Annotated in this window: 20 protein-coding genes, 1 tRNA gene and 1 pseudogene; 15 read left to right on the top strand and 7 right to left on the bottom strand. The window is 39.8% G+C overall.

Translation table 11 applies throughout. From position 1 onward, the window contains the following. The first annotated feature begins 1 nt into the window (after window position 1). From ndk to vapC, 9 genes are all read left to right on the top strand, one after another. On the top strand, window positions 2-427 hold the full coding sequence (gene ndk, locus ACTG7Q_RS04095; protein ID WP_439241168.1) for a nucleoside-diphosphate kinase: 426 nt from the start codon (window positions 2-4) through the stop codon (window positions 425-427). A gap of 245 nt (window positions 428-672) precedes the next feature. Beyond that, a complete protein-coding gene (gene hemA / locus ACTG7Q_RS04090; protein ID WP_439241166.1) occupies window positions 673-2,001 on the top strand; it encodes a glutamyl-tRNA reductase in 1,329 nt (442 codons plus the stop codon). A gap of 313 nt (window positions 2,002-2,314) precedes the next feature. Beyond that, window positions 2,315-3,211, top strand: a complete 897-nt coding sequence (locus tag ACTG7Q_RS04085; protein WP_439241164.1) for a helix-turn-helix transcriptional regulator — start codon at window positions 2,315-2,317, stop codon at window positions 3,209-3,211. Next, a complete protein-coding gene (locus ACTG7Q_RS04080; RefSeq protein ID WP_439241162.1) occupies window positions 3,208-3,546 on the top strand; it encodes a hypothetical protein in 339 nt (112 codons plus the stop codon). Before ACTG7Q_RS04085 ends, ACTG7Q_RS04080 begins: the two co-directional genes overlap by 4 nt. 58 nt (window positions 3,547-3,604) lie before the next feature. Continuing rightward, entirely contained in the window at window positions 3,605-4,516 is a 912-nt protein-coding gene (locus tag ACTG7Q_RS04075; RefSeq protein WP_439241160.1) for a GTPase family protein, read from the top strand. Window positions 4,517-4,814: 298 nt separating this feature from the next. After that, complete coding sequence (locus tag ACTG7Q_RS04070) at window positions 4,815-5,156, top strand: YkvA family protein (RefSeq protein ID WP_439241158.1); 342 nt, start codon at window positions 4,815-4,817, stop codon at window positions 5,154-5,156. Between the two features lie 110 nt (window positions 5,157-5,266). Beyond that, a complete protein-coding gene (locus ACTG7Q_RS04065) occupies window positions 5,267-5,914 on the top strand; it encodes a hypothetical protein (RefSeq protein ID WP_439241156.1) in 648 nt (215 codons plus the stop codon). A gap of 390 nt (window positions 5,915-6,304) precedes the next feature. After that, window positions 6,305-6,538, top strand: a complete 234-nt coding sequence (gene vapB / locus ACTG7Q_RS04060; RefSeq protein ID WP_439241154.1) for a type II toxin-antitoxin system VapB family antitoxin — start codon at window positions 6,305-6,307, stop codon at window positions 6,536-6,538. 2 nt (window positions 6,539-6,540) lie between these two features. Further along, on the top strand, window positions 6,541-6,942 hold the full coding sequence (gene vapC, locus ACTG7Q_RS04055; RefSeq protein WP_439241152.1) for a type II toxin-antitoxin system tRNA(fMet)-specific endonuclease VapC: 402 nt from the start codon (window positions 6,541-6,543) through the stop codon (window positions 6,940-6,942). A gap of 30 nt (window positions 6,943-6,972) precedes the next feature. Here the strand turns inward: vapC and ACTG7Q_RS04050 are convergent. After that, a pseudogene (locus ACTG7Q_RS04050) lies at window positions 6,973-7,254 on the bottom strand (addiction module antidote protein). Between the two features lie 312 nt (window positions 7,255-7,566). Here ACTG7Q_RS04050 and ACTG7Q_RS04045 point away from each other — a divergent pair. The 5 genes from ACTG7Q_RS04045 to argG all read left to right on the top strand — a co-directional run bounded on the left by ACTG7Q_RS04045 (window position 7,567) and on the right by argG (window position 11,364). Next, window positions 7,567-7,749: a hypothetical protein gene (locus tag ACTG7Q_RS04045; RefSeq protein WP_439241150.1), complete on the top strand. Its 183-nt coding sequence runs from the start codon at window positions 7,567-7,569 to the stop codon at window positions 7,747-7,749. Then, a complete protein-coding gene (locus tag ACTG7Q_RS04040) occupies window positions 7,742-8,068 on the top strand; it encodes a hypothetical protein (RefSeq protein ID WP_439241148.1) in 327 nt (108 codons plus the stop codon). The genes ACTG7Q_RS04045 and ACTG7Q_RS04040 overlap by 8 nt, the downstream gene beginning before the upstream one ends. Window positions 8,069-8,222: 154 nt before the next feature. Then, window positions 8,223-9,083 (top strand): phosphoribosylaminoimidazolesuccinocarboxamide synthase, encoded by an 861-nt coding sequence (locus tag ACTG7Q_RS04035; RefSeq protein WP_439241146.1) that lies wholly within the window; start codon window positions 8,223-8,225, stop codon window positions 9,081-9,083. A gap of 65 nt (window positions 9,084-9,148) precedes the next feature. After that, window positions 9,149-9,946: an SDR family NAD(P)-dependent oxidoreductase gene (locus ACTG7Q_RS04030; protein WP_439241144.1), complete on the top strand. Its 798-nt coding sequence runs from the start codon at window positions 9,149-9,151 to the stop codon at window positions 9,944-9,946. A gap of 86 nt (window positions 9,947-10,032) precedes the next feature. Beyond that, the gene (argG, locus tag ACTG7Q_RS04025; RefSeq protein ID WP_439241142.1) at window positions 10,033-11,364 is read left to right on the top strand and encodes an argininosuccinate synthase; all 1,332 of its coding nucleotides are present in this window, start codon (window positions 10,033-10,035) and stop codon (window positions 11,362-11,364) included. Between the two features lie 86 nt (window positions 11,365-11,450). On the opposite strand, the gene znuA is transcribed toward argG, so the two are convergent. The 3 genes from znuA to mltA all read right to left on the bottom strand — a co-directional run bounded on the left by znuA (window position 11,451) and on the right by mltA (window position 14,411). Then, window positions 11,451-12,434, bottom strand: a complete 984-nt coding sequence (znuA, locus tag ACTG7Q_RS04020) for a zinc ABC transporter substrate-binding protein ZnuA (RefSeq protein ID WP_439241140.1) — start codon at window positions 12,432-12,434, stop codon at window positions 11,451-11,453. Window positions 12,435-12,523: 89 nt separating this feature from the next. After that, window positions 12,524-13,297 carry a tRNA cyclic N6-threonylcarbamoyladenosine(37) synthase TcdA gene (tcdA, locus tag ACTG7Q_RS04015; RefSeq protein ID WP_439241138.1) on the bottom strand — a complete coding sequence of 258 codons (774 nt, stop codon included), beginning with the start codon at window positions 13,295-13,297 and terminating at the stop codon, window positions 12,524-12,526. A 4-nt stretch (window positions 13,298-13,301) separates the two neighbouring features. Continuing rightward, complete coding sequence (gene mltA, locus ACTG7Q_RS04010) at window positions 13,302-14,411, bottom strand: murein transglycosylase A (protein ID WP_439241136.1); 1,110 nt, start codon at window positions 14,409-14,411, stop codon at window positions 13,302-13,304. Between the two features lie 174 nt (window positions 14,412-14,585). On the opposite strand from mltA, the gene ACTG7Q_RS04005 reads away from it, so the two are divergent. Continuing rightward, a tRNA-Met gene (locus ACTG7Q_RS04005) sits at window positions 14,586-14,662 on the top strand. A 50-nt stretch (window positions 14,663-14,712) separates the two neighbouring features. Here ACTG7Q_RS04005 and ACTG7Q_RS04000 read toward each other — a convergent pair. From ACTG7Q_RS04000 to ACTG7Q_RS03990, 3 genes are all read right to left on the bottom strand, one after another. Next, complete coding sequence (locus ACTG7Q_RS04000) at window positions 14,713-15,915, bottom strand: aspartate aminotransferase family protein (RefSeq protein WP_439241134.1); 1,203 nt, start codon at window positions 15,913-15,915, stop codon at window positions 14,713-14,715. Window positions 15,916-16,521: 606 nt separating this feature from the next. Next, the gene (gene tldD, locus ACTG7Q_RS03995) at window positions 16,522-17,970 is read right to left on the bottom strand and encodes a metalloprotease TldD (RefSeq protein WP_439241132.1); all 1,449 of its coding nucleotides are present in this window, start codon (window positions 17,968-17,970) and stop codon (window positions 16,522-16,524) included. Between the two features lie 369 nt (window positions 17,971-18,339). After that, window positions 18,340-18,900, bottom strand: a complete 561-nt coding sequence (locus tag ACTG7Q_RS03990; RefSeq protein WP_439241130.1) for a hypothetical protein — start codon at window positions 18,898-18,900, stop codon at window positions 18,340-18,342. Between the last annotated feature and the right edge of the window lie 10 nt (window positions 18,901-18,910).

Below are 18,910 nucleotides of genomic sequence, written 5' to 3'. Positions count from 1 at the left end.
AATGACAATAGAACGTACATTATCGATTATTAAACCTGACGCCGTTGAGCGTAATTTGGTCGGCAAAATTTTAACGCGTTTTGAAGAGGCGGGTTTTCAAATTTTGGCCACCAAAATGTTGCATTTAACCCAAGCACAAGCCGAGGGATTTTATGCCGAACACCAAGGCAAAGATTTTTTTGCTGGCCTTGTAGACTATATGATGTCTGGTCCCGTGGTGGTGTCGGTGTTAGAAAAGGAAAATGCTATTCAGGATTATCGCACCCTGATTGGCGCCACGGATCCCGCTAAACAAGCCGAGGGCACTATTCGGCGTGACTTTGCTCAAAGTAAAACACGCAATTCTGTCCACGGCTCCGACAGTTCCGATAGCGCCGCTCGTGAAATTGCCTATTTCTTTGTGGAAAGTGAAATCTGCCCACGATAAAAAGAACGAAAAAACACCGCATTTTGCCTAAAGTGCGGTGTCAATTCTGTTAATTTCCCTTTTCAACATATCGCTATCCCTATTAACAGGGTTCATCATCTTCGCCCTAAATTTGTAGAAATACAAACGATTCTGATTAAAAACAATTATTGTATATTTTATGATTTTTTTCCGTTAAAATACGCATTATATTCGGTTTTCGCTATGAAAATCAGATAGTTCTACCGCTTTTTAGGTATTTTTCAATGACAATTTTGGTTCTCGGCATTAATCACAAAACCGCAAGCGTGGGATTGCGGGAAAAAGTGGCGTTTTCGCAAGAAAAACGTCAGCTTGCCTTGCAACAAATTCAGCAATTGGGTTTGGCACAAAGTGCAGTGATTTTATCCACTTGTAATCGAACTGAAATTTATCTTCATAATAAACATCTTTCTCCCGTCGAAACCCAACAGATGCAAGATTTTCTTGATCAGGTGGTGGCGTGGTTTGCCCAAATTCATCAAATTGATTTAGCCGAACTCAAAACCTGTTTATATTTGCATCAAGATAAAAATGCCGTGAAACACCTGATGTCGGTGGCTTGTGGACTGGATTCCTTAATTTTAGGTGAACCACAAATTCTCGGGCAAGTGAAACAAGCCTATCAATTAGCGGAAGAATATTATCAAGCACAATCTGATAATACGTTAACCAGTGAATTTTCTCGTTTATTCCAAAAAACCTTTGCGGTCGCAAAACGTGTTCGCAGTGAAACCAATATCGGTGAAAGTGCGGTTTCCGTGGCCTATGCCGCTTGTAGCTTGGCTCGCCAAATTTTTGAACAACTAAAAACCTTAACCGTATTGCTTGTGGGGGCAGGGGAAACCATTGAATTGGTTAGTCGTCACCTGTTACGTCATGGCGTCAAAAAAATCATTATTGCCAACCGCACGTTATCTCGAGCCGAAGCATTGGTGAGCCGTTTAGATCAGGGTGAACAAATTCAAATCATGAGTTTGGCACAACTGCAAGATGGCTTGAATCAAGCGGATATTGTGATTTCATCCACGGCCTCTGAGCAAATTTTGATTACTAAACAAATGGTCAAAATGGCTCAAAAACAACGCCGAAATGCCCCGATGTTGGTGGTGGATATTGCAGTGCCAAGGGATGTGGAAGAAAGCGTAAGCGATCTGGATAGTGTTTACCATTACAGCGTAGATGATCTGCAAAATATCATTCAACACAATATGGGCCAACGTGAAAAAGCCGCCGAACAAGCTCAGCAAATTATTGAACAAGAATGCAGTGATTATTTTGAGTGGTTAAAAGTTCATCAATTTTCTAATTTAATCCGCCATTATCGAGATAACGCCGAACAAACTCGTCAAGCCTTGCTTGAAAAAGCCGTTACAGCCTTACATCAAGGGGAATCTGCTGAGGCGGTACTGCAAGAATTAAGTTATAAATTAATGAATAAACTCATTCACTCCCCAACCCAAGCCATGTCTAGCATGGTAAAAGCTGGTAATTCCACTGGATTGCGGAGTTTTTCGCAAGCGTTGGGTGTGGCAAGCGAAGATTCCACCCTCTAAATCATTTTCCACTATTGCTTTTTTGACATAATTGTTTGATAATTCTCTTGCAATCCATTTTAACCTCGTTACACTGCAAGGAGAATGTCGAATGTCGAATGTCGAATGTCGAATGTCGAATGTCGAATGTCGAATGTCGAATGTCGAATGTCGAATGTCGAATGTCGAATGTCTGGCTATTTCTACGCCTAGACGGTTTCTCTTCTTTCAAACATTTTTTTACTACTTTTTTCAATCTTTTTTTCCACGCGACACAACCTGTCGTTCCCCCTTTGTTAGACTGTTCTCACGTTATTAATTTCGGGGGAACAAAATGAAAAACGAAACACTTGCCAACCGTCTCGCACAGATTTTGTTTTTATTAAATCAAGGAAAACGCATTGATTTAACAAAATTATCTGAAGAATTTGGCGTTCATCCACGTACTCTTCAACGGGATATGAAACGCCTTGATTTTCTCCAATGGGAAGAAAACGGCAATAATCTCTACAAACTCAATCGCCAAGCCTACGGCATTTTAAATCAACAAGACATCGAACGTTTTGCCCGCTTTGCTAGCGTAGCGGATCTATTTCCAAAAATCGATCAAGATTTTTACCAAGAAAAACTCATCGAAAGCGTGCAAGTGAAAGGCATTGAATACGAAGATATTTCCACTCGTCAAAAAGAGTTTGATTTAATTAAAACCGCCATTGAACAGCATAAATTGATTGATTTCAACTACCAAAAGTGCGGTGAAAAACAAGGCAGTTTCCGCCAACTTGCCCCCTATGCGTTGACCAATAAAAACGGCATTTGGTATGTAATCGGTACAGAAAACGATAAACAAAAAACCTTTTGTTTCAATCAAATTTCATTGCTTAAAATACTTGATGAAACCTTTACCCCAAATCAAACCTTGATTGAACAAATTAAAACCAACGACAGCCTTTCTCACGGCAATCAATTAGCAGAAGTAACGATTCAGGTTTCTACATTCGCCGCCCCATATTTTTTAAGACGCAATTTATTACCGAATCAAAAAATTATTCACCAAACCAAAGACAAAGAGCTGATTATTTCTTGTGAAAACGTGAATGAATGGGATGTGATTCCTGTGGTGCAATATTGGATTCCGCATTTAACCGTGATCAGCCCACAAGGATTACAAGAAAAAATCTTTGCCAATTTGCAAAATTATATGGATAAACCGAATGGAGAGAAAAAATGAGCAAACCAGTTACCCAAATTGATTATAAAGACGGTTTTGCACAATACCCAACCTTAATTGACCAGCGAGCTAGCTTTGAAGTTTGCTTTGTGGAACTCAGCGATATGTTACCCCTTTGTGCCGAACTGGAAAGCCTTATTGAAAATCGGGGCTTAACTTGCCGAGTTTATACGCAAAATCGTATTGCATCAGTTTTAACAGGATTAGTAAAAAGCAAATGGGGTATTTTGTCGTTGGCAGGCATCGTTGCTCACAATGCTTTTACTTATGATCCTGATTATGAGATTGGGAGGGATTTGGCGAATGGTAGGGTTAAGGTCTTATTTAAAAAATAAGATTTAAACAATGTTGAAAACAAATATATAGATTAATCATTTAATTAAGGAGTTATTTATGTCTATAAATCGTCAACAAACTAGTGAACAACTTAATAGTGTATTATCAAAAATGCCTATTGATGTTAGAGAACTAATGAAAACGCATTTAGAAAAAACTATTTTCTATACGCCACGAGTAGGAATTATGGGAAAATCAGGAGCGGGAAAATCTACACTTGCCAATTCACTTGTAGGAAAAAGAGTGTTTAAAACAGGGGGAGTCGGTGGATGTACTCGATCTTTCCAAGAAGAAAAATTAGCTATTGGTTCTCGAGAAATTGCTTTTGTGGATTTACCTGGTATTGCAGAAAATAAAGAACGTCACGAAGAATATCTTCAACTTTATGAAGATAAGATAAAGGATCTTGATATTATTTTATGGGTTATTAAAGTTGATGATCGTGCTAATGTTGATGATGAACGTTTTTACGAATGGCTGATTCAGAAATATAAGAAAGAGCAAATCATTTTTGTATTAAGTCAATCGGATAAAGCTGAACCAACGAGGGGGTGGAATTATGAGACTTATCAACCTTCAGACAAACAATTAGACATTATTAGTCAAAATCAAGCTCGTATTAGTGACGCATTTAATATTGATTCTGATGATGTAGTTCCTGTTGCTTGTGAGTTTATCGAGGATGAATGTAAATTTGATCGTTATAATATTGATAAACTTGTTACAAAAATTGTTAATAAGGTACCCCAAAATGCAAAGAGTAGCTTGTTAGCTAGTGTAGATAAAGATAATCAAACGACAGAAGCAAAATCTGATGCACAAGATGCTTTTGGTAATATTGTTGAGAATGTTATAGATACTGCCTTAGACGTTCTTCCTATTCCTACTCCCGTTAAAACAGTAATCAAAAGTGTCAAAAAAGATATTGTTAAGGTTGTGAAAGGATTATGGAATACGTTCTTTGGATGATTTGGGTAGATTGTAAATTCAATACTAGTACACAATGTTATAAGGACGGTGATTATGCCAATGCCCCCAAAAGTTTATTTTTATCAAAAATGTTCCAAATGTGATTTTAAAACACCGCTGATTACCAGTGATGTGAGATTTCCTGTTGGAACGGGGAATACTTGTCCTGATTGTGGAGCAAAATTGATTGATGTTGAATGTCCTGAGCGTGATCCACGTTATGGACCACAACATATAATTCTTAATTTTATTAAGAAATTACTTAACTAATTTGATTAACAACAATAGGAGATGACGTATGTCAGATAACAGCCAATATGAAAAAGAATATTCCGAAGATAGCTTTTGGGATAAATTAACCAATTATGCAAAATCAGCAGGTAAGGATTTAGTGGAGCTTGCATTAAAAATGTATTATGCCGCTACGGATTCTGATACGCCGATATGGGCAAAAACAGCCATTTTTGGTGCTTTGGGTTATTTTATTTCGCCGATTGATGCGATTCCTGATTTGATTCCAGTCGTTGGATATTCTGATGACTTAGGGGTGTTGACGTTGGCGATTGCAACCGTGTCTGCTTATATTAAAGAAAAACACGTTCAACAAGCCAAAGAAACATTATCTCGTTGGTTTGATTAAAACATTAAAAAATGTAAATAAATTTCAGTCCAGTGATTTTTATTGGGCTGAAATTTTTTGTGCATTTCTCTTTTGGTTATTTTCCCAATAGTTATACAAGGTTAATTTATATGCAAATCACTGAACTCGAAACCCATTACAAATCCATCCGTGATAATTTTAACGAAAACTTCCGCTTGCGTATTCACCGTTCCATTAGTTGGCTAAAAAGAGCAGAAATAGAAGAAAATGAAGATATGAAATTTGTTTCTTTATGGATTGCTTTTAATGCGGCTTATGCGAAAGAATTGAGTGTATTGGGAGGAGATAGAATTAGTTTTGAGCGTTTTTTAAAGAGCCTTTGTTCTTTAGATAAGGCTGGGAAGATAGAGCATATTGTTTGGTATGATTCAAGACAAGCTATTGGGAAATTGCTAGATAACAAATTCTTATTGAAAGCATTTTGGGATTTCCATAATGGCAAAATTTCAGAAATTAAGTATAACAATGCAAGAGCTAAGAGTATTCAAAATTTCCGTTTGGTATTAGAGGATAGAAATACAGCAGGTATTTTATTATTTTTATTTGATCGTTTATATGTTATGCGTAATCAAATTATTCACGGCGGCTCAACCTATGGTAGTTCCACCAATCGTGATCAAGTGAGAGATAGTTGTCGAATTTTAACCGCACTTTTGCCAGAAATGTTGCAGATTATGATGAATAACCATAACGAAGTGGATTGGGGCAAGCCGTTTTATCCTGTGGTGAAAGAATAGGGACAATTTTATACAAAAATTGCGGTGCGACACAAGCTGTCGTTTATAGTTCTTTATAATAAGACAATAATTTATTATGAGTTAGGGGTTAAATACTTTTCTGAAAAAGACAACCGTGTATTTGAATGGTTGGAAAAATCAGCAGAAAATGGCGATCCTAATTTGGCATTAAAAAATGGTTTAAAAGGGGAGCAGAAAAAAATAGTAAAAGAAAAACTTGCTACATTATCTAAATCGTAGAAATGTTGTTAGAAGAACATTCATCTTATATCTATGTACATTTTAAGGATCAAAACTGCGGTGAAATTTCTTAAAAAATAGCATATCTTGCCATATCTCCCTTACTGGTATATACTCAAGACATATACAATCCATTTTAGGAGAAATCAAATGCAAACCGCCAGTATTTTTAAAAATAATCGCAATCAAGCCGTACGCCTTCCACAGGCGGTGGCTTTTCCTGATTATATCAAACAAGTGGAAGTGATTAGTGTGGGCAATACTCGTATTCTTGTGCCAGTGGGGGAACGTTGGCAAGCGTGGGCCAATAGACAATCACAATTAACCGAAGATTGTTTTTCCAATCGTGATCAGCCCGAAGCTCAAGAAAGAGAAGGGTTTTAATAATGTTGAAATATATGTTGGATACCAATATCTGTATTTACGCTATTAAACAAAATCCGATTTACGTGGTGCAAAAGTTAGCCCAATATGAAGATCAAGTTTGTATCAGTTCGGTGACTTTAATGGAGCTTTATTACGGGGCGGATAAGTCCAGTAATCCCGTCAAAAATCGCTTTGAAATTGATTATTTCGTTGGCAATCTTGTGGTACTTGATTATGACGCTAAAGCCAGTAGTCATACAGGCAATATTCGATCCGATCTCGCCCGTAAAGGCACGCCAATTGGTGCTTATGACAGTATGATTGCAGGACACGCTCGCAGTCAAGGTTTGGTTTGTGTGACCAATAACACCAAAGAATTTGAGCGAGTAGATGGGTTAATGTTGGAGAATTGGTGGTCATAACACCCTTGTTTAAGGGCGTTTTACGCTATATTAGGATAACGCCATTTTCGGAGAAATGGAGAGATTTAACCCAAGAGCGGTAATAATTTTTAAAATAGTATCAAAACGTGTTTTTTCGCTTGAGAGAGTTTCTCAGCCGATGCCTGATTTTTCGGCAATCTCGGACATCCCTTTAGCTCGAGCGACGGTATTTAGGGCGTGGATAAATTCTTCTGCTGAGCCTTCTTCTAAAGCCATGGCAAGATAAACAGCCATCATTTCTTCATCTTTAAGATAGCGTGCTGCATCAAATTCTCGGGTTTTAATGGTTATTTTTTAGTTCCTGTTTGATTTGTTGCCAAAGTTGCTTGGCTTTAACTATGTCGTTGTTTTGTGTGGGTTCCGATAATGGCTAGGACTATTGTCTTGTTTTGGATACAGTGAGGCGAGAAATATAATTTATCATTCATTTTTCCTTATGGTATTTACCATTTTTAAGATGATTTAAGAATAATAGGAAATAAAAATGGTGACAAAAGTAATTTTCCAAATTTGGAATCAAGATCACAAAAATAACCTTAAAAAATTTGCTTTCCTTTTGGTTACGGATTAGACTGATAAACAGTTTTACGAAAAGGGGGAAATATGGAACTGGCTCTTAATCCGAATAAGTTTATCTCTACTGAGAATGAAATTTCAGAAGAAGATCAAGTGTTTACTAATCAAGAAAAAATCTGGGCTGCATTGGCAACCGCACAATTTTATGCAGATTTTGAAAAGGGTGTTGCAGTGCAGATGACATCAAGAAAGAATAAGCAAAATGTTTAAACCTTATTCGGTCTATTTTGCCAATGTGTATATAGCAAATTTTATTGATGTGTATTTGGATGATATTCAACATGAATTTTTGCTATATCAGCTTTCACAAAATTATAATTTACGTCCCTATTGGGGAACAACAAAATATAAATACATTGTAGTGAGGAATATTTACTTTTTGTATGACATAGATAATGACAATGAAGTGGTTTATATTTTGGGCGTAAAATTCAATAATAAACGAAAAACCTTTAATTTCGCTAGCACACCAACACAAATCAAAACAATTAAGAATTGGATAGCAGACAAGGATTTTTATTCAACTTGAAATCAAAGTGATAACTGAACGAGCATTAAAAAGGAAGAGATCACAAAAATTTCCCACCAAAATGCAAACGTTTGCTTTTTTTGCTTGAAAACTGCGGTATAATTTACCGCAGTTTTTTATTTCACCTTTTATTTTCTCAAACAAGGGTAATCCAATGGCAGAATTAAGTCTTAAAAAAATCTATTCGGGCAAAGTGCGTGATCTTTATGAAATTGATGATAAACGGATGTTAATGGTGGCGACGGATCGGCTGTCGGCGTTTGATGTGATTCTGGGTGATCCGATTCCACGCAAGGGTGAGATCTTGACCCAAATTTCGAACTTTTGGTTTAACAAATTAGCCCATATTATGCCGAATCATTTTACTGGCGATACGGTGTATGATGTGTTACCGAAAGCCGAGGCGGATTTAGTGAAAGATCGGGCGGTGGTGTGTAAACGTTTAACGCCGATTAAAATTGAAAGCATTGTGCGAGGTTATTTAACAGGTTCGGGTTTGAAAGATTATAAACAAACTGGCACGATTTGTGGCTTGGAACTGCCGAAAGGGTTAGTGGAGGCAAGCAAATTGCCCGAACCGATTTTCACGCCGTCTAGCAAAGAAGAGGTGGGCGATCACGATATTAATATTAGTTATGCAGAATGTGAGCGTCAAATTGGGGCGGAGTTAGCGGCGCAAGTGCGTGATTCGGCGATTGCGTTATATAAAGCGGCGGCAAATTATGCCTTGACGAAAGGGATTATTATTTGCGACACTAAATTTGAATTTGGTTTAGATGAAAACGGGACATTGACCTTGATGGATGAGGTGTTAACGCCAGATTCTAGCCGTTTTTGGTCGGTGGACACTTATCAAGAAGGCAGCAATCCGCCGTCCTTTGATAAGCAATTTGTGCGTGACTGGTTGGAGCAAAGTGGTTGGAATAAGCAACCGCCTGCGCCGAAAGTGCCAGCGGATGTGATTGAGAAAACCGTGGCAAAATATCAAGAGGCCTTGGATTTATTGACACAATAGTTGGCTGACTTTTGGCCATTTTTCTTCACCAGTAGGGGAATGAAAGGGGGAGATAAAGGAATATTATGCGAACGGTAGCCATTGTTGGGCTAGGTTGGTTTGGTTTACCACTGGCTTGCGATTTACGCAATTTAGGCTGGAAAGTGAAAGGCAGTAAGCGTACTCACGAGGGTGTGGAGGAAATGCGTTTATGGCGGTTGGAAACTTATCAACTGCGATTGGAACCAGAAATCAATGCCGATCCTGACGAATTAACAGCCTTGTTGTCGGTGGATAGTTTGGTGATTAATATTCCGCCTAGCGACTATTTTTTTGATGCGGAGAGTTATACGCAAGGCATTGAAAATCTGGTGAATGAAGCCCTGTTATGTGGGGTAAATCATATTATTTTTATCAGTTCTACTTCGGTTTTACCCATGCAAAGTGGGCGGTTTGATGAACAATGTCAAGCGCCATTTTCGCCTTTGCATGAGATTGAACAAGTCTTGTTTACTTTGCAGGATATTGATGTAGACGTGGTGCGTTTCGGTGGATTGATTGGCAAAGATCGCCATCCTGTGCATGCGATGGCGGGCAAGTATTATTCACAAGGCAACAGCCCAGTCAATTTGGTGCATTTAGAGGATTGTTCAAGGGCGGTGCAGAGTTTGCTAGAAACCCACGGTGGCCATCGTTTATATCATTTGGTCGCACCGCAACACCCTAAAAAAGGGGAGTATTACCCCGTGATGGCAAAGAAATTTGCCGAAAATCCACCGCACTTTGCATGTTCAGAGCAGGATCCACAACGGATTATTGTGGCGGATAAAATTTGTCAGGAATTAGATTTTGTGTACCAGTATCCAGATCCGTATTTGATGTAGTATGGTGAAAGTGCGGTTGATAAATCCAATTTTTTGGCACATAATGAATTGAATAAAACCTTAATTAACTATATATAGGACGAGTTATGTCAAACACAATTTTACAAAATCTTCCCTTAGGTCAGAAAGTCGGTATCGCATTTTCAGGCGGTTTAGATACCAGTGCAGCGTTATTATGGATGCGTCAGAAAGGTGCCGTGCCTTACGCCTATACGGCGAATTTAGGCCAGCCAGATGAAGAGGATTACAACGCTATTCCGAAAAAAGCCATGGAATATGGGGCGGAAAATGCACGTTTAATCGACTGTCGCAGCCAACTTGCTCATGAGGGGATTGCGGCGATTCAAGCGGGGGCGTTCCATGTGTCTACGGGCGGCATTACTTATTTTAACACCACGCCATTAGGCCGTGCGGTGACTGGTACCATGTTAGTTTCAGCCATGAAAGAAGATGACGTGAATATTTGGGGCGACGGTTCTACGTTCAAAGGTAACGATATTGAGCGTTTTTATCGTTATGGCTTATTAACTAATCCGAATTTAAAAATCTATAAACCTTGGTTAGACGATCTATTTATCCACGAATTAGGCGGTCGTCATGAGATGTCTGAATTCTTGATTGCCAACGGTTTTGATTACAAAATGTCGGTGGAAAAAGCCTATTCAACGGATTCCAATATGTTGGGTGCTACTCACGAGGCGAAAGATTTGGAATTTTTAAGCCGTGGCATTCGTATTGTGAATCCAATTATGGGGGTCCCTTTCTGGCGTGAAGATGTGGAAATCAAAGCTGAAGAAGTCACCGTACGTTTTGAAGAAGGGGTGCCTGTGGCATTAAATGGCAAAACCTTTAGTAATATCGTCGAGCTTTTCTTAGAGGCCAATCGTATCGGTGGTCGCCATGGTTTGGGTATGTCGGATCAAATTGAAAACCGTATTATTGAAGCCAAATCCCGTGGTATTTACGAGGCACCGGGGATGGCATTATTCCACATTGCTTATGAACGTTTAGTTACTGCGATTCACAATGAGGACACCATTGAGCAATATCGTATTAATGGTTTGCGTTTAGGTCGCTTATTGTATCAAGGTCGTTGGTTCGATCCACAAGCCTTAATGTTGCGTGAAACCGCCCAACGTTGGGTGGCGAAAGCAGTAACGGGTGAAGTGGTGTTAGAATTACGTCGTGGTAATGACTATTCGATTTTGAATACCTCCTCTCCGAATATGACCTATCACCCTGAACGTTTAAGTATGGAAAAAGTGGAAAATGCACCGTTTGATCCGGTGGATCGTATCGGTCAATTAACCATGCGTAATCTTGATATTTTAGATACTCGTGACAAGTTAGGTATTTATTCAAATACAGGCTTGTTAGCGGTGTCAAAAGAAATTGCGTTACCGCAGTTGAAGAAATAAATCTTGTCGACATAATTTGCCCCCTGATGGTAACCATAAGGGGGCATTTTTATCGGCGACATTCCTTGTCGCCTGGGGTTTTCCTGTTATTTTAAGCAGCTTGCATAGCTGTCAGCGGTAAATTGTAAGAATTGGCTATACGCATTTTTGCCTAATTTCACGCTGTCGCCCATTGGGTCTAAACGACCGACTTTAACTCCCGTGCTTTTCGCCAAGCTATTAATCACTTTCGGGGTAAATTGCGGTTCCGCAAATAAGCAGTTGACTTTGTGTTCTTCAATTTCTTCTTTGATATGCGCAATGGTTTTGGCGCCCGGAGCCACTAACGGATTGATAGTAAATGCACCGGTTTGGTTTAATCCATAGGCACTGTTGAAGTAACCGTAAGCGTCATGGAATACAAAGAATCCTTTGTCTTTAAATGCACTTAATTGTTGGGTAATTTCGCTATTTTTCTCTTGCAAAGTGCGGTTGAAATTCGCCAAGTTTTCTGCAATTAAGGCTTTTTTCGCTGGGAATTGAGCGGTTAATTTTTCCGCTAATTGATTGGCCACTAATTGGCTGATTTTTGGTGAATACCAAATATGCCAGTTTACGGTTAAGCCATTTTCATCCACTTCATGGTGATGACCGTCGTGATCATGGTCGTGATCGGCGTGGTCATGATCGTGATCATCATGGTCGTGATCATGATCATCATCATCTCCGTCATCATGATGATGGTGATGGGCGGATTTTTCTAATAAGGCCGTGACGCCCTCGATATCAGCAATGGTGACGACTTTTTTACTGTCCGCTTGGGCAATAGGTTTGGTTAAAAAACTGTCGACGTCTTTACCGATCCATAACACTAAATCTGCCGATTTGATTTTTTGAATATCGGTAGGTTTTAAATTGTAATCATGAGGAGAGGTGCCTGCAGGCACGATAATTTGGGTATCCAATACGCCGTCAGCAATGGAAGAGGCAATAAAACCGAGTGGTTTGACTGAGGTGACAATATCGGCTTGAACACTGAATGCAGCGGCTAAAATGGCGCTAGCAATGGCTGTTTTTGTTAATTTTGACATAATAATTTCCTTACTTAATAACCAAAAGTGCGGATAGATTACGCTAAATTTGACAAAAAAGCCATCTTTTTTTTTGTTAAAAAATAAGATTATTGCGTGGTATGAAGTAATTTATCAATGACCCGAGAAACCGCAAAAAAACCAAAAGTGGCTGTCATCATGGTTGCCGCACCGAAACCATTGGCACAATTCATGCTTGCAGAGATCTCACAATTCTCACGCATTTGGGGAAAAATTAATGGCTGTGTAGAGAAAACTGCCTCAACGCCAAATTTTCGTTTGGGATTTTGGCTAAAATGGTAGTCTTTACGTAAGGTAGAACGCACTTTCGCCAGTAGCGGATCTTGAATGGTTTTGCTTAAATCGGCAATTTGAATTTGGGTGGGATCGGTTTGTCCACCTGCGCCACCAATGGTAATCACCTTGATTTTGTTCCGTTTACAATAAGCGATTAACGCAGATTTGGTTTTTACGCTATCAATGGCGTCAATCACATAATCATAGTCAGCGGTTAAATAGTTGGCTAAATTTTCACTAGAAAGAAAGTCGTCAATAATATGAACCTGACATTCAGGATTGATTAAGTTAATCCGTTCTGCCATCACCTCAGTTTTCAACTTACCAATAGTTCCCGTTAAGGCAGGCAGTTGGCGATTAATATTGGTCACACAAATGTCATCCATATCAATCATGGTAATTTTGCCAATACCTGAACGAGCCAATGCCTCGACCACCCAAGACCCCACGCCACCAATGCCGATCACACAAATATGGCTTTGGCGTAGTCGCGCTAAGCCATTGGGCGTATACAACCGCCCAATGCCTCCGAAACGCTGTTCAAAATTATCGATTTTTTCTGTCATGGAATTAACGTAATACCCAAACTCGGCCGTAATGTTTGGTCAAGCCGGCAAAATGGCCTGCTTGATCGCCAATGCCATAATATAAATCAAAGTGCTGACCATTCACTGCACCGCCAACATCAAGGGCAACCATGAGATGTAATTTGTGTGCGCCAGTCCAATTACCATTGCGGTCAATTTCTGGTACTTCGACTAATAAGACGGTACCTGATGGCACGATGTTGCGATCGGAGGCGACGGAGGCCATGGAAACTAAAGGCACGCCTGCAGAGCCTTTTACTTGTCCCGTTGGATCATTTTTGAAGAACACATAAGACGGATTGCGTTCTAGCAAGCCTCGCACACGAGATGGGTTGCGTTGTCCCCATTCACGAATGGCTTTAATTGACATTTGTTCTTTCGGCACTTCGCCATCTTCTACCAGCAAACGGCCAACAGAGGTATATTTAAAGCCATTTTGGCCCGCATAAGCGAGGTAATTTAAGCGACCATCCCCGAAATCCACATAACCACTGCCTTGCACGCCCAGTAAGAAATTCTCTAACATGGAATCGCTGTAAGCCAATTCTAAGCTTTTCCCCGCCAAGGCGCCCGCATAAATTTGGGATCGTGAGAAACGCTTATTGGCTGGCATGGCGTAAATTGGCTGATTATATTTGCCTTGTGGCGTGCGGCGTGCGTGAATTACAGGTGAATAGTAACCTGTCATCAACACATTCTGATAGTTATCCATCCCCGACATCACTTGGGAGTGAATACCATATTTGGCAAGATCGCTCACTTTGGCACCGGCATTTACCCATTGTTGGATTTTGCTATAATTATTGGCGAAACGATTGGTGATACTGCTAGAATAATTACGCACATTATTTAATTGATTAATAAAGTTTTTTGAGTTCACAATGGCGCTGTTATTATCAATTTTTGATACGGGGGTAAATACGGCGGTGGAATAGGTTCTGCCACTGTATTTTGCTCCCAGTTTTTGCATGTCCGTATTGCCTACATTGGTTTTTACGGCTTGTTGAGGTTGCGTTTTTTGGGAAGAACAAGCGACCAATAAGGCAGAAAGTGTTAGAATTGCCAGTTTGTATGAGGTACGTTTTGATATCATGGGGTGAAATCCTAAATTAAACAAATCCGAAAATAAGACCCAATATGCTATCAAAATTTAACCACTAACCCTAGTTTTTTTTATCCTTTTTGTTGGTTTTTACGGCAAACAAACGGATTTCAGGGATTTTTGCTTGCATTGCGGATTTTTCAGTGTATATTACACCGCATCAGACGCGGGGTGGAGCAGCTTGGTAGCTCGTCGGGCTCATAACCCGAAGGTCGTTGGTTCAAATCCGGCCCCCGCAACCAAATTCAAAAAAAGCGTTAATCACAAGGTTAACGCTTTTTTACATTTTATTTTAGGCAAAACATTTTAAAGTTTTGGTTAACCGCTCAATCCCTTGTAAGAGATCTTGTTCACTGATATTTAATGCGGGTGCAAAACGTAACACATTCGGTCCAGCCACTAAAATCATTAAGCCGTTTTCTGTCGCCACTTTGACGAAATCACTTGCTTTGCCTTGGTATTTTTCAACTAATTCTGCACCAATTAATAACCCCTCGCCTCTAATTTCCTTAAATAAATGAAATTGTTCGTTTAATTTAGCTAATTCGGCTTTAAATAGTACAGAAGTGCGGTTAACTTGAGCCAAAAATTGATCATTAGCAATGGTGTCAATTACTTTTTCGGCGACAGCACAAGCTAATGGATTTCCCCCAAAGGTGGTGCCGTGTACACCAGGTGCAAAACTTTTGGCAATCTCTGTGGTGGTCAGCATGGCACTAATTGGAAAGCCATTACCTAAGGCTTTGGCCGTGGTGAGAATATCAGGGATGACACCATATTTTTGATACGCATACAGGTAGCCAGTACGCCCCACGCCTGTTTGCACTTCGTCAAAAATCAACAAGGCATTATTTTCATCACAAAGCTGACGTAAGCCTTGTAAAAATTCTGTGGTGGCAGGAATAATCCCACTTTCGCCTTGGATAGGTTCGACAATCACCGCACAGCAACGATCATCAATCACCGCTTTTACGCTGGCTAAATCATTAAATTTAACATGAATAATATCTGCTGGTTTTGGACCAAAGCCATCAGAATATTTCGGTTGTCCTGCAACGCTGACGGTAAACAGCGTACGACCGTGGAAACTTTGTTTAAAGGAGATAATGGTCGATTTTTGATAACCGTAGTTATCTACTGCATAACGGCGAGCTAATTTTAATGCCGCCTCATTGGCTTCTGCACCAGAATTAGCGAACATGACACGCTCTGCAAAAGTATGTTGCACCAGTTTAGTGGCAAGAGCAAGCGTAGGTTCGCTGGTGAACCAGTTACTTGAATGCCATAATTTTTCGCTTTGGGCTTTGAGTACATCCACAATTTCATCAGGACAGTGACCGAGTGAATTAACGGCAATGCCACTGGTGAAGTCAATATATTCCTTGCCGTCTTGATCCCAGACGTGGCTTCCTTTTCCTTTGATGGGGATAAAGTTAGCGGGGGTGTAGTTTTGGATCATGACTTGATCGAATGTTTGTCTGTTGTATTGGGGCATTTTGATCTTCCTTTATTTTTTTAGATAGGATAAAAGGATTTGATTTTTTATGCAATAGTTTTGAATAAAAATTCAGTTTTTTAATTGGAATCGGTTTCGCCGATGGCGACCGTACTTTCTTTTGCTTGTGCAAAAGAAAGTAGGCAAAGAAAAGCACACCCCGACTTCACCGCTTATCTGAGCTTATTTGGTATTTTCTTAACGCTAAATTTTGAACTCGCTACGCTCAGACAGGCAAAATTTAGCTAAAAATACCAAAACGCTCAGGCGGTTCAGACGGGGCCCCAATTTTTGACCGAGCGTAAATAAAAGTGCGGTTAAAAAATAGATATTTTTTCTAAGATACGGAGTAGCGTTACCATGCTTAACCTAGTACGTCAGTACTAGGTATTTTCAATTTTTCCACCAATTTTTATTTTACCACCAATGGGGTCCCCATGTTTGCCGCCTGAAAATGCTTTAATTTGTAGGAAAATGGCGTCTGTCTGAGCGTAGCGAGTTCAGCCATTTTCCGTTAAGCAAATTAAAGGATTTTCAGGAAACAAGGCAAAGTTGGGGTGTGTTTCTTTTGTTACTTTTCTTTGCACAAGCAAAGAAAAGTAAGGATCAACTTGTTCCCCCAACCGTAATTCTCTCAATCTTACAAGCTGGTTGCCCCACCCCCACTGGTACACTTTGTCCGTCCTTACCACACACCCCAATGCCGTGATCGATTTCTAAATTATCCGCTACCATAGACACCTGTTGCATGACTTCAATCCCATTACCAATCATCGTTGCCCCTTTAATTGGCTTAGTGATTTTGCCTTTTTCAATTAAATAGGCTTCTGACATGGAGAAAGTAAATTTACCCGACGTAATATCCACCTGACCGCCACCAAAGTGCGGTGCAAAAATACCCTGATCGACACTGGCGATCAAATCATCAAATTTACTTGAACCTGCCAACATATAGGTATTTGTCATACGTGGCATTGGCAAATGGGCATAGCTTTCACGGCGACCGTTGCCAGTCGGGGCAACACCCATTAAACGGGCATTCATTTTGTCTTGCATATAGCCTTGTAAAATACCGTCTTTAATCAGTACATTACATTGACTTGGCACGCCCTCATCGTCCACGGTGATGGAGCCACGACGATGTTGTAACGTGCCGTCATCGACAATCGTACATAAAGGGGAAGTGACTAACTCACCAATTTTACCTGTAAATAATGAACTTTCTTTACGGTTGAAGTCCCCCTCTAAACCATGACCAACGGCTTCATGTAATAGCACCCCAGGCCAACCCGCACCCAAAATGACAGGCATTAAACCAGACGGAGCAGATACTGCATTCACATTGACTAAGGCTTGGCGAACGGCCTCTTTAGCAAAATAAACGGCTCTCTGCTCACCTAAATGGGATTCAAAGAACCAGTCTAAGCCTACTCTTGCCCCCACGCCAGCACTACCACGTTCACGTTTACCGTCTTTTTCTACCATAACGGAAATGGACAAGCGAATTAACGGACGAATATCAGCTGCCAAGGTGCCATCAGTGGCAACTACTAACATTTCTTCATAAAGTGCGGTGAGATTTGCCGTGACTTTAGTCACATAAGGGCTTTCTGCTCGGGCAGTGCGATCCACCAAATGCAATAATTCAATTTTCTGTTCTTTGCTTAAGGTATTTAAAGGGTTAATAGCAGCATAACGAGCAATAGCGTTCACTTCATTAAAACGTAATGGTTTGATAATATTGCCATGATTAGGTAGTGCAATACCTTTTACCGCATTCGCACATTGCTGTAAATTGGCTAAATTAATCTGGTCAGAATAGGCAAACCCTGTTTTTTCACCACTTACTGCACGTACGCCCACACCACGATCAATATGAAAACCGCCCTCTTTGATAATGCTATCTTCTAATACCCAACTTTCATCTTGGCTAAGTTGGAAATAGAGATCGGCATAGTCGATTTGGCGGTGCGACATGATGTCGAAGATGTTTTGGAGATCGGGTAGGGATAGGTTGCTTTGGGTGAGTAGGGATTGTTGAACGTTATTTAGCATTTTGTTTTTTGTTTTTGTTAATGAATGTTGTGGTGGATTTTAACATAAATTTTTTTGTTTGTGTTAGATCGGGTTTCGGCGATGGCGACCATACTTTCTTTTGCTTGTGCAAAAGAAAGTAGGCAAAGAAAAGCACACCCCGACTTCACCGCTTTTCTGAGCTTATTTGGTATTTTCTTCACGCTAAATTTTGAACTCGCTACGCTCAGACAGGCAAAATTTAGCTAAAAATACCAAAACGCTCAGGCGGTTCAGACGGGGCCCCAAGTTTCGATCGAGTTTAAGTAAAAGTGCGGTGAAAAAATAAATATTTTTTAAGCTACGGAGTAGCGACACCATGCTTAACCTAGTACGCCAGTGCTAGGTAATTTACTTAATTTCATAGACAGTTACACCACAATCTGAACCAGATGTAAATGGTGCAACTTCGTAATCTTTTCCAGCTTCGGCATTAAAAGTTACACTATTACCAGTACAGCCTACGGTTGTCATTATTGTTGTGGTTTTAGTTATACTACCATCTAATCCAGTATTATAACCTATGGATGTATTTGTCATTGGCGTAATACTATTATTAACGGTTGTTTTACCGACAGGAATAACAAATTCTTTAAAGAAAATACTTGATACTAATCCTTTATCATAGGCTGATGGATTTTTACTTAATGGTGTATCTGGCATACCTATACTTTCATTTCCTTTGGCCCCAACCATTGAACTTAACGCTTGCCCAAATCCTCCGCCTACTGATATTTTTTCTGTTTTTCCATTTATCACAACTTCTAATGTGGACGGTTTACCATTTTGTCCATACAAACGGATGCGTGCATTTTGGCTTGCATCATAGCTCTGTGTTTGGGTGGATAATTCAGTTGAAACACAACCTGATAATGCAGTGACAACTGCGGTTAATATAAGTAATTTTTTCATAATGTTAACT

The sequence above is a fragment of the Lonepinella sp. BR2474 genome, assembly GCF_051851555.1.
In the GTDB taxonomy this organism is placed as follows: domain Bacteria; phylum Pseudomonadota; class Gammaproteobacteria; order Enterobacterales; family Pasteurellaceae; genus Lonepinella.
This window is presented reverse-complemented; position numbering and strand designations above follow the sequence as displayed.

Excerpts from the sequence above, each read along its gene's own strand:
- ndk (WP_439241168.1), top strand. The coding sequence starts at position 2 with ATGACAATAGAACGTACATTATCGATTATTAAACCTGACGCCGTTGAG.
- hemA (WP_439241166.1), top strand. The coding sequence starts at position 673 with ATGACAATTTTGGTTCTCGGCATTAATCACAAAACCGCAAGCGTGGGA.
- ACTG7Q_RS04085 (WP_439241164.1), top strand. The coding sequence starts at position 2,315 with ATGAAAAACGAAACACTTGCCAACCGTCTCGCACAGATTTTGTTTTTA.
- ACTG7Q_RS04080 (WP_439241162.1), top strand. The coding sequence starts at position 3,208 with ATGAGCAAACCAGTTACCCAAATTGATTATAAAGACGGTTTTGCACAA.
- ACTG7Q_RS04075 (WP_439241160.1), top strand. The coding sequence starts at position 3,605 with ATGTCTATAAATCGTCAACAAACTAGTGAACAACTTAATAGTGTATTA.
- ACTG7Q_RS04070 (WP_439241158.1), top strand. The coding sequence starts at position 4,815 with ATGTCAGATAACAGCCAATATGAAAAAGAATATTCCGAAGATAGCTTT.
- ACTG7Q_RS04065 (WP_439241156.1), top strand. The coding sequence starts at position 5,267 with ATGCAAATCACTGAACTCGAAACCCATTACAAATCCATCCGTGATAAT.
- vapB (WP_439241154.1), top strand. The coding sequence starts at position 6,305 with ATGCAAACCGCCAGTATTTTTAAAAATAATCGCAATCAAGCCGTACGC.
- vapC (WP_439241152.1), top strand. The coding sequence starts at position 6,541 with ATGTTGAAATATATGTTGGATACCAATATCTGTATTTACGCTATTAAA.
- ACTG7Q_RS04045 (WP_439241150.1), top strand. The coding sequence starts at position 7,567 with ATGGAACTGGCTCTTAATCCGAATAAGTTTATCTCTACTGAGAATGAA.
- ACTG7Q_RS04040 (WP_439241148.1), top strand. The coding sequence starts at position 7,742 with ATGTTTAAACCTTATTCGGTCTATTTTGCCAATGTGTATATAGCAAAT.
- ACTG7Q_RS04035 (WP_439241146.1), top strand. The coding sequence starts at position 8,223 with ATGGCAGAATTAAGTCTTAAAAAAATCTATTCGGGCAAAGTGCGTGAT.
- ACTG7Q_RS04030 (WP_439241144.1), top strand. The coding sequence starts at position 9,149 with ATGCGAACGGTAGCCATTGTTGGGCTAGGTTGGTTTGGTTTACCACTG.
- argG (WP_439241142.1), top strand. The coding sequence starts at position 10,033 with ATGTCAAACACAATTTTACAAAATCTTCCCTTAGGTCAGAAAGTCGGT.
- znuA (WP_439241140.1), bottom strand. The coding sequence starts at position 12,434 with ATGTCAAAATTAACAAAAACAGCCATTGCTAGCGCCATTTTAGCCGCT.
- tcdA (WP_439241138.1), bottom strand. The coding sequence starts at position 13,297 with ATGACAGAAAAAATCGATAATTTTGAACAGCGTTTCGGAGGCATTGGG.
- mltA (WP_439241136.1), bottom strand. The coding sequence starts at position 14,411 with ATGATATCAAAACGTACCTCATACAAACTGGCAATTCTAACACTTTCT.
- ACTG7Q_RS04000 (WP_439241134.1), bottom strand. The coding sequence starts at position 15,915 with ATGCCCCAATACAACAGACAAACATTCGATCAAGTCATGATCCAAAAC.
- tldD (WP_439241132.1), bottom strand. The coding sequence starts at position 17,970 with ATGCTAAATAACGTTCAACAATCCCTACTCACCCAAAGCAACCTATCC.
- ACTG7Q_RS03990 (WP_439241130.1), bottom strand. The coding sequence starts at position 18,900 with ATGAAAAAATTACTTATATTAACCGCAGTTGTCACTGCATTATCAGGT.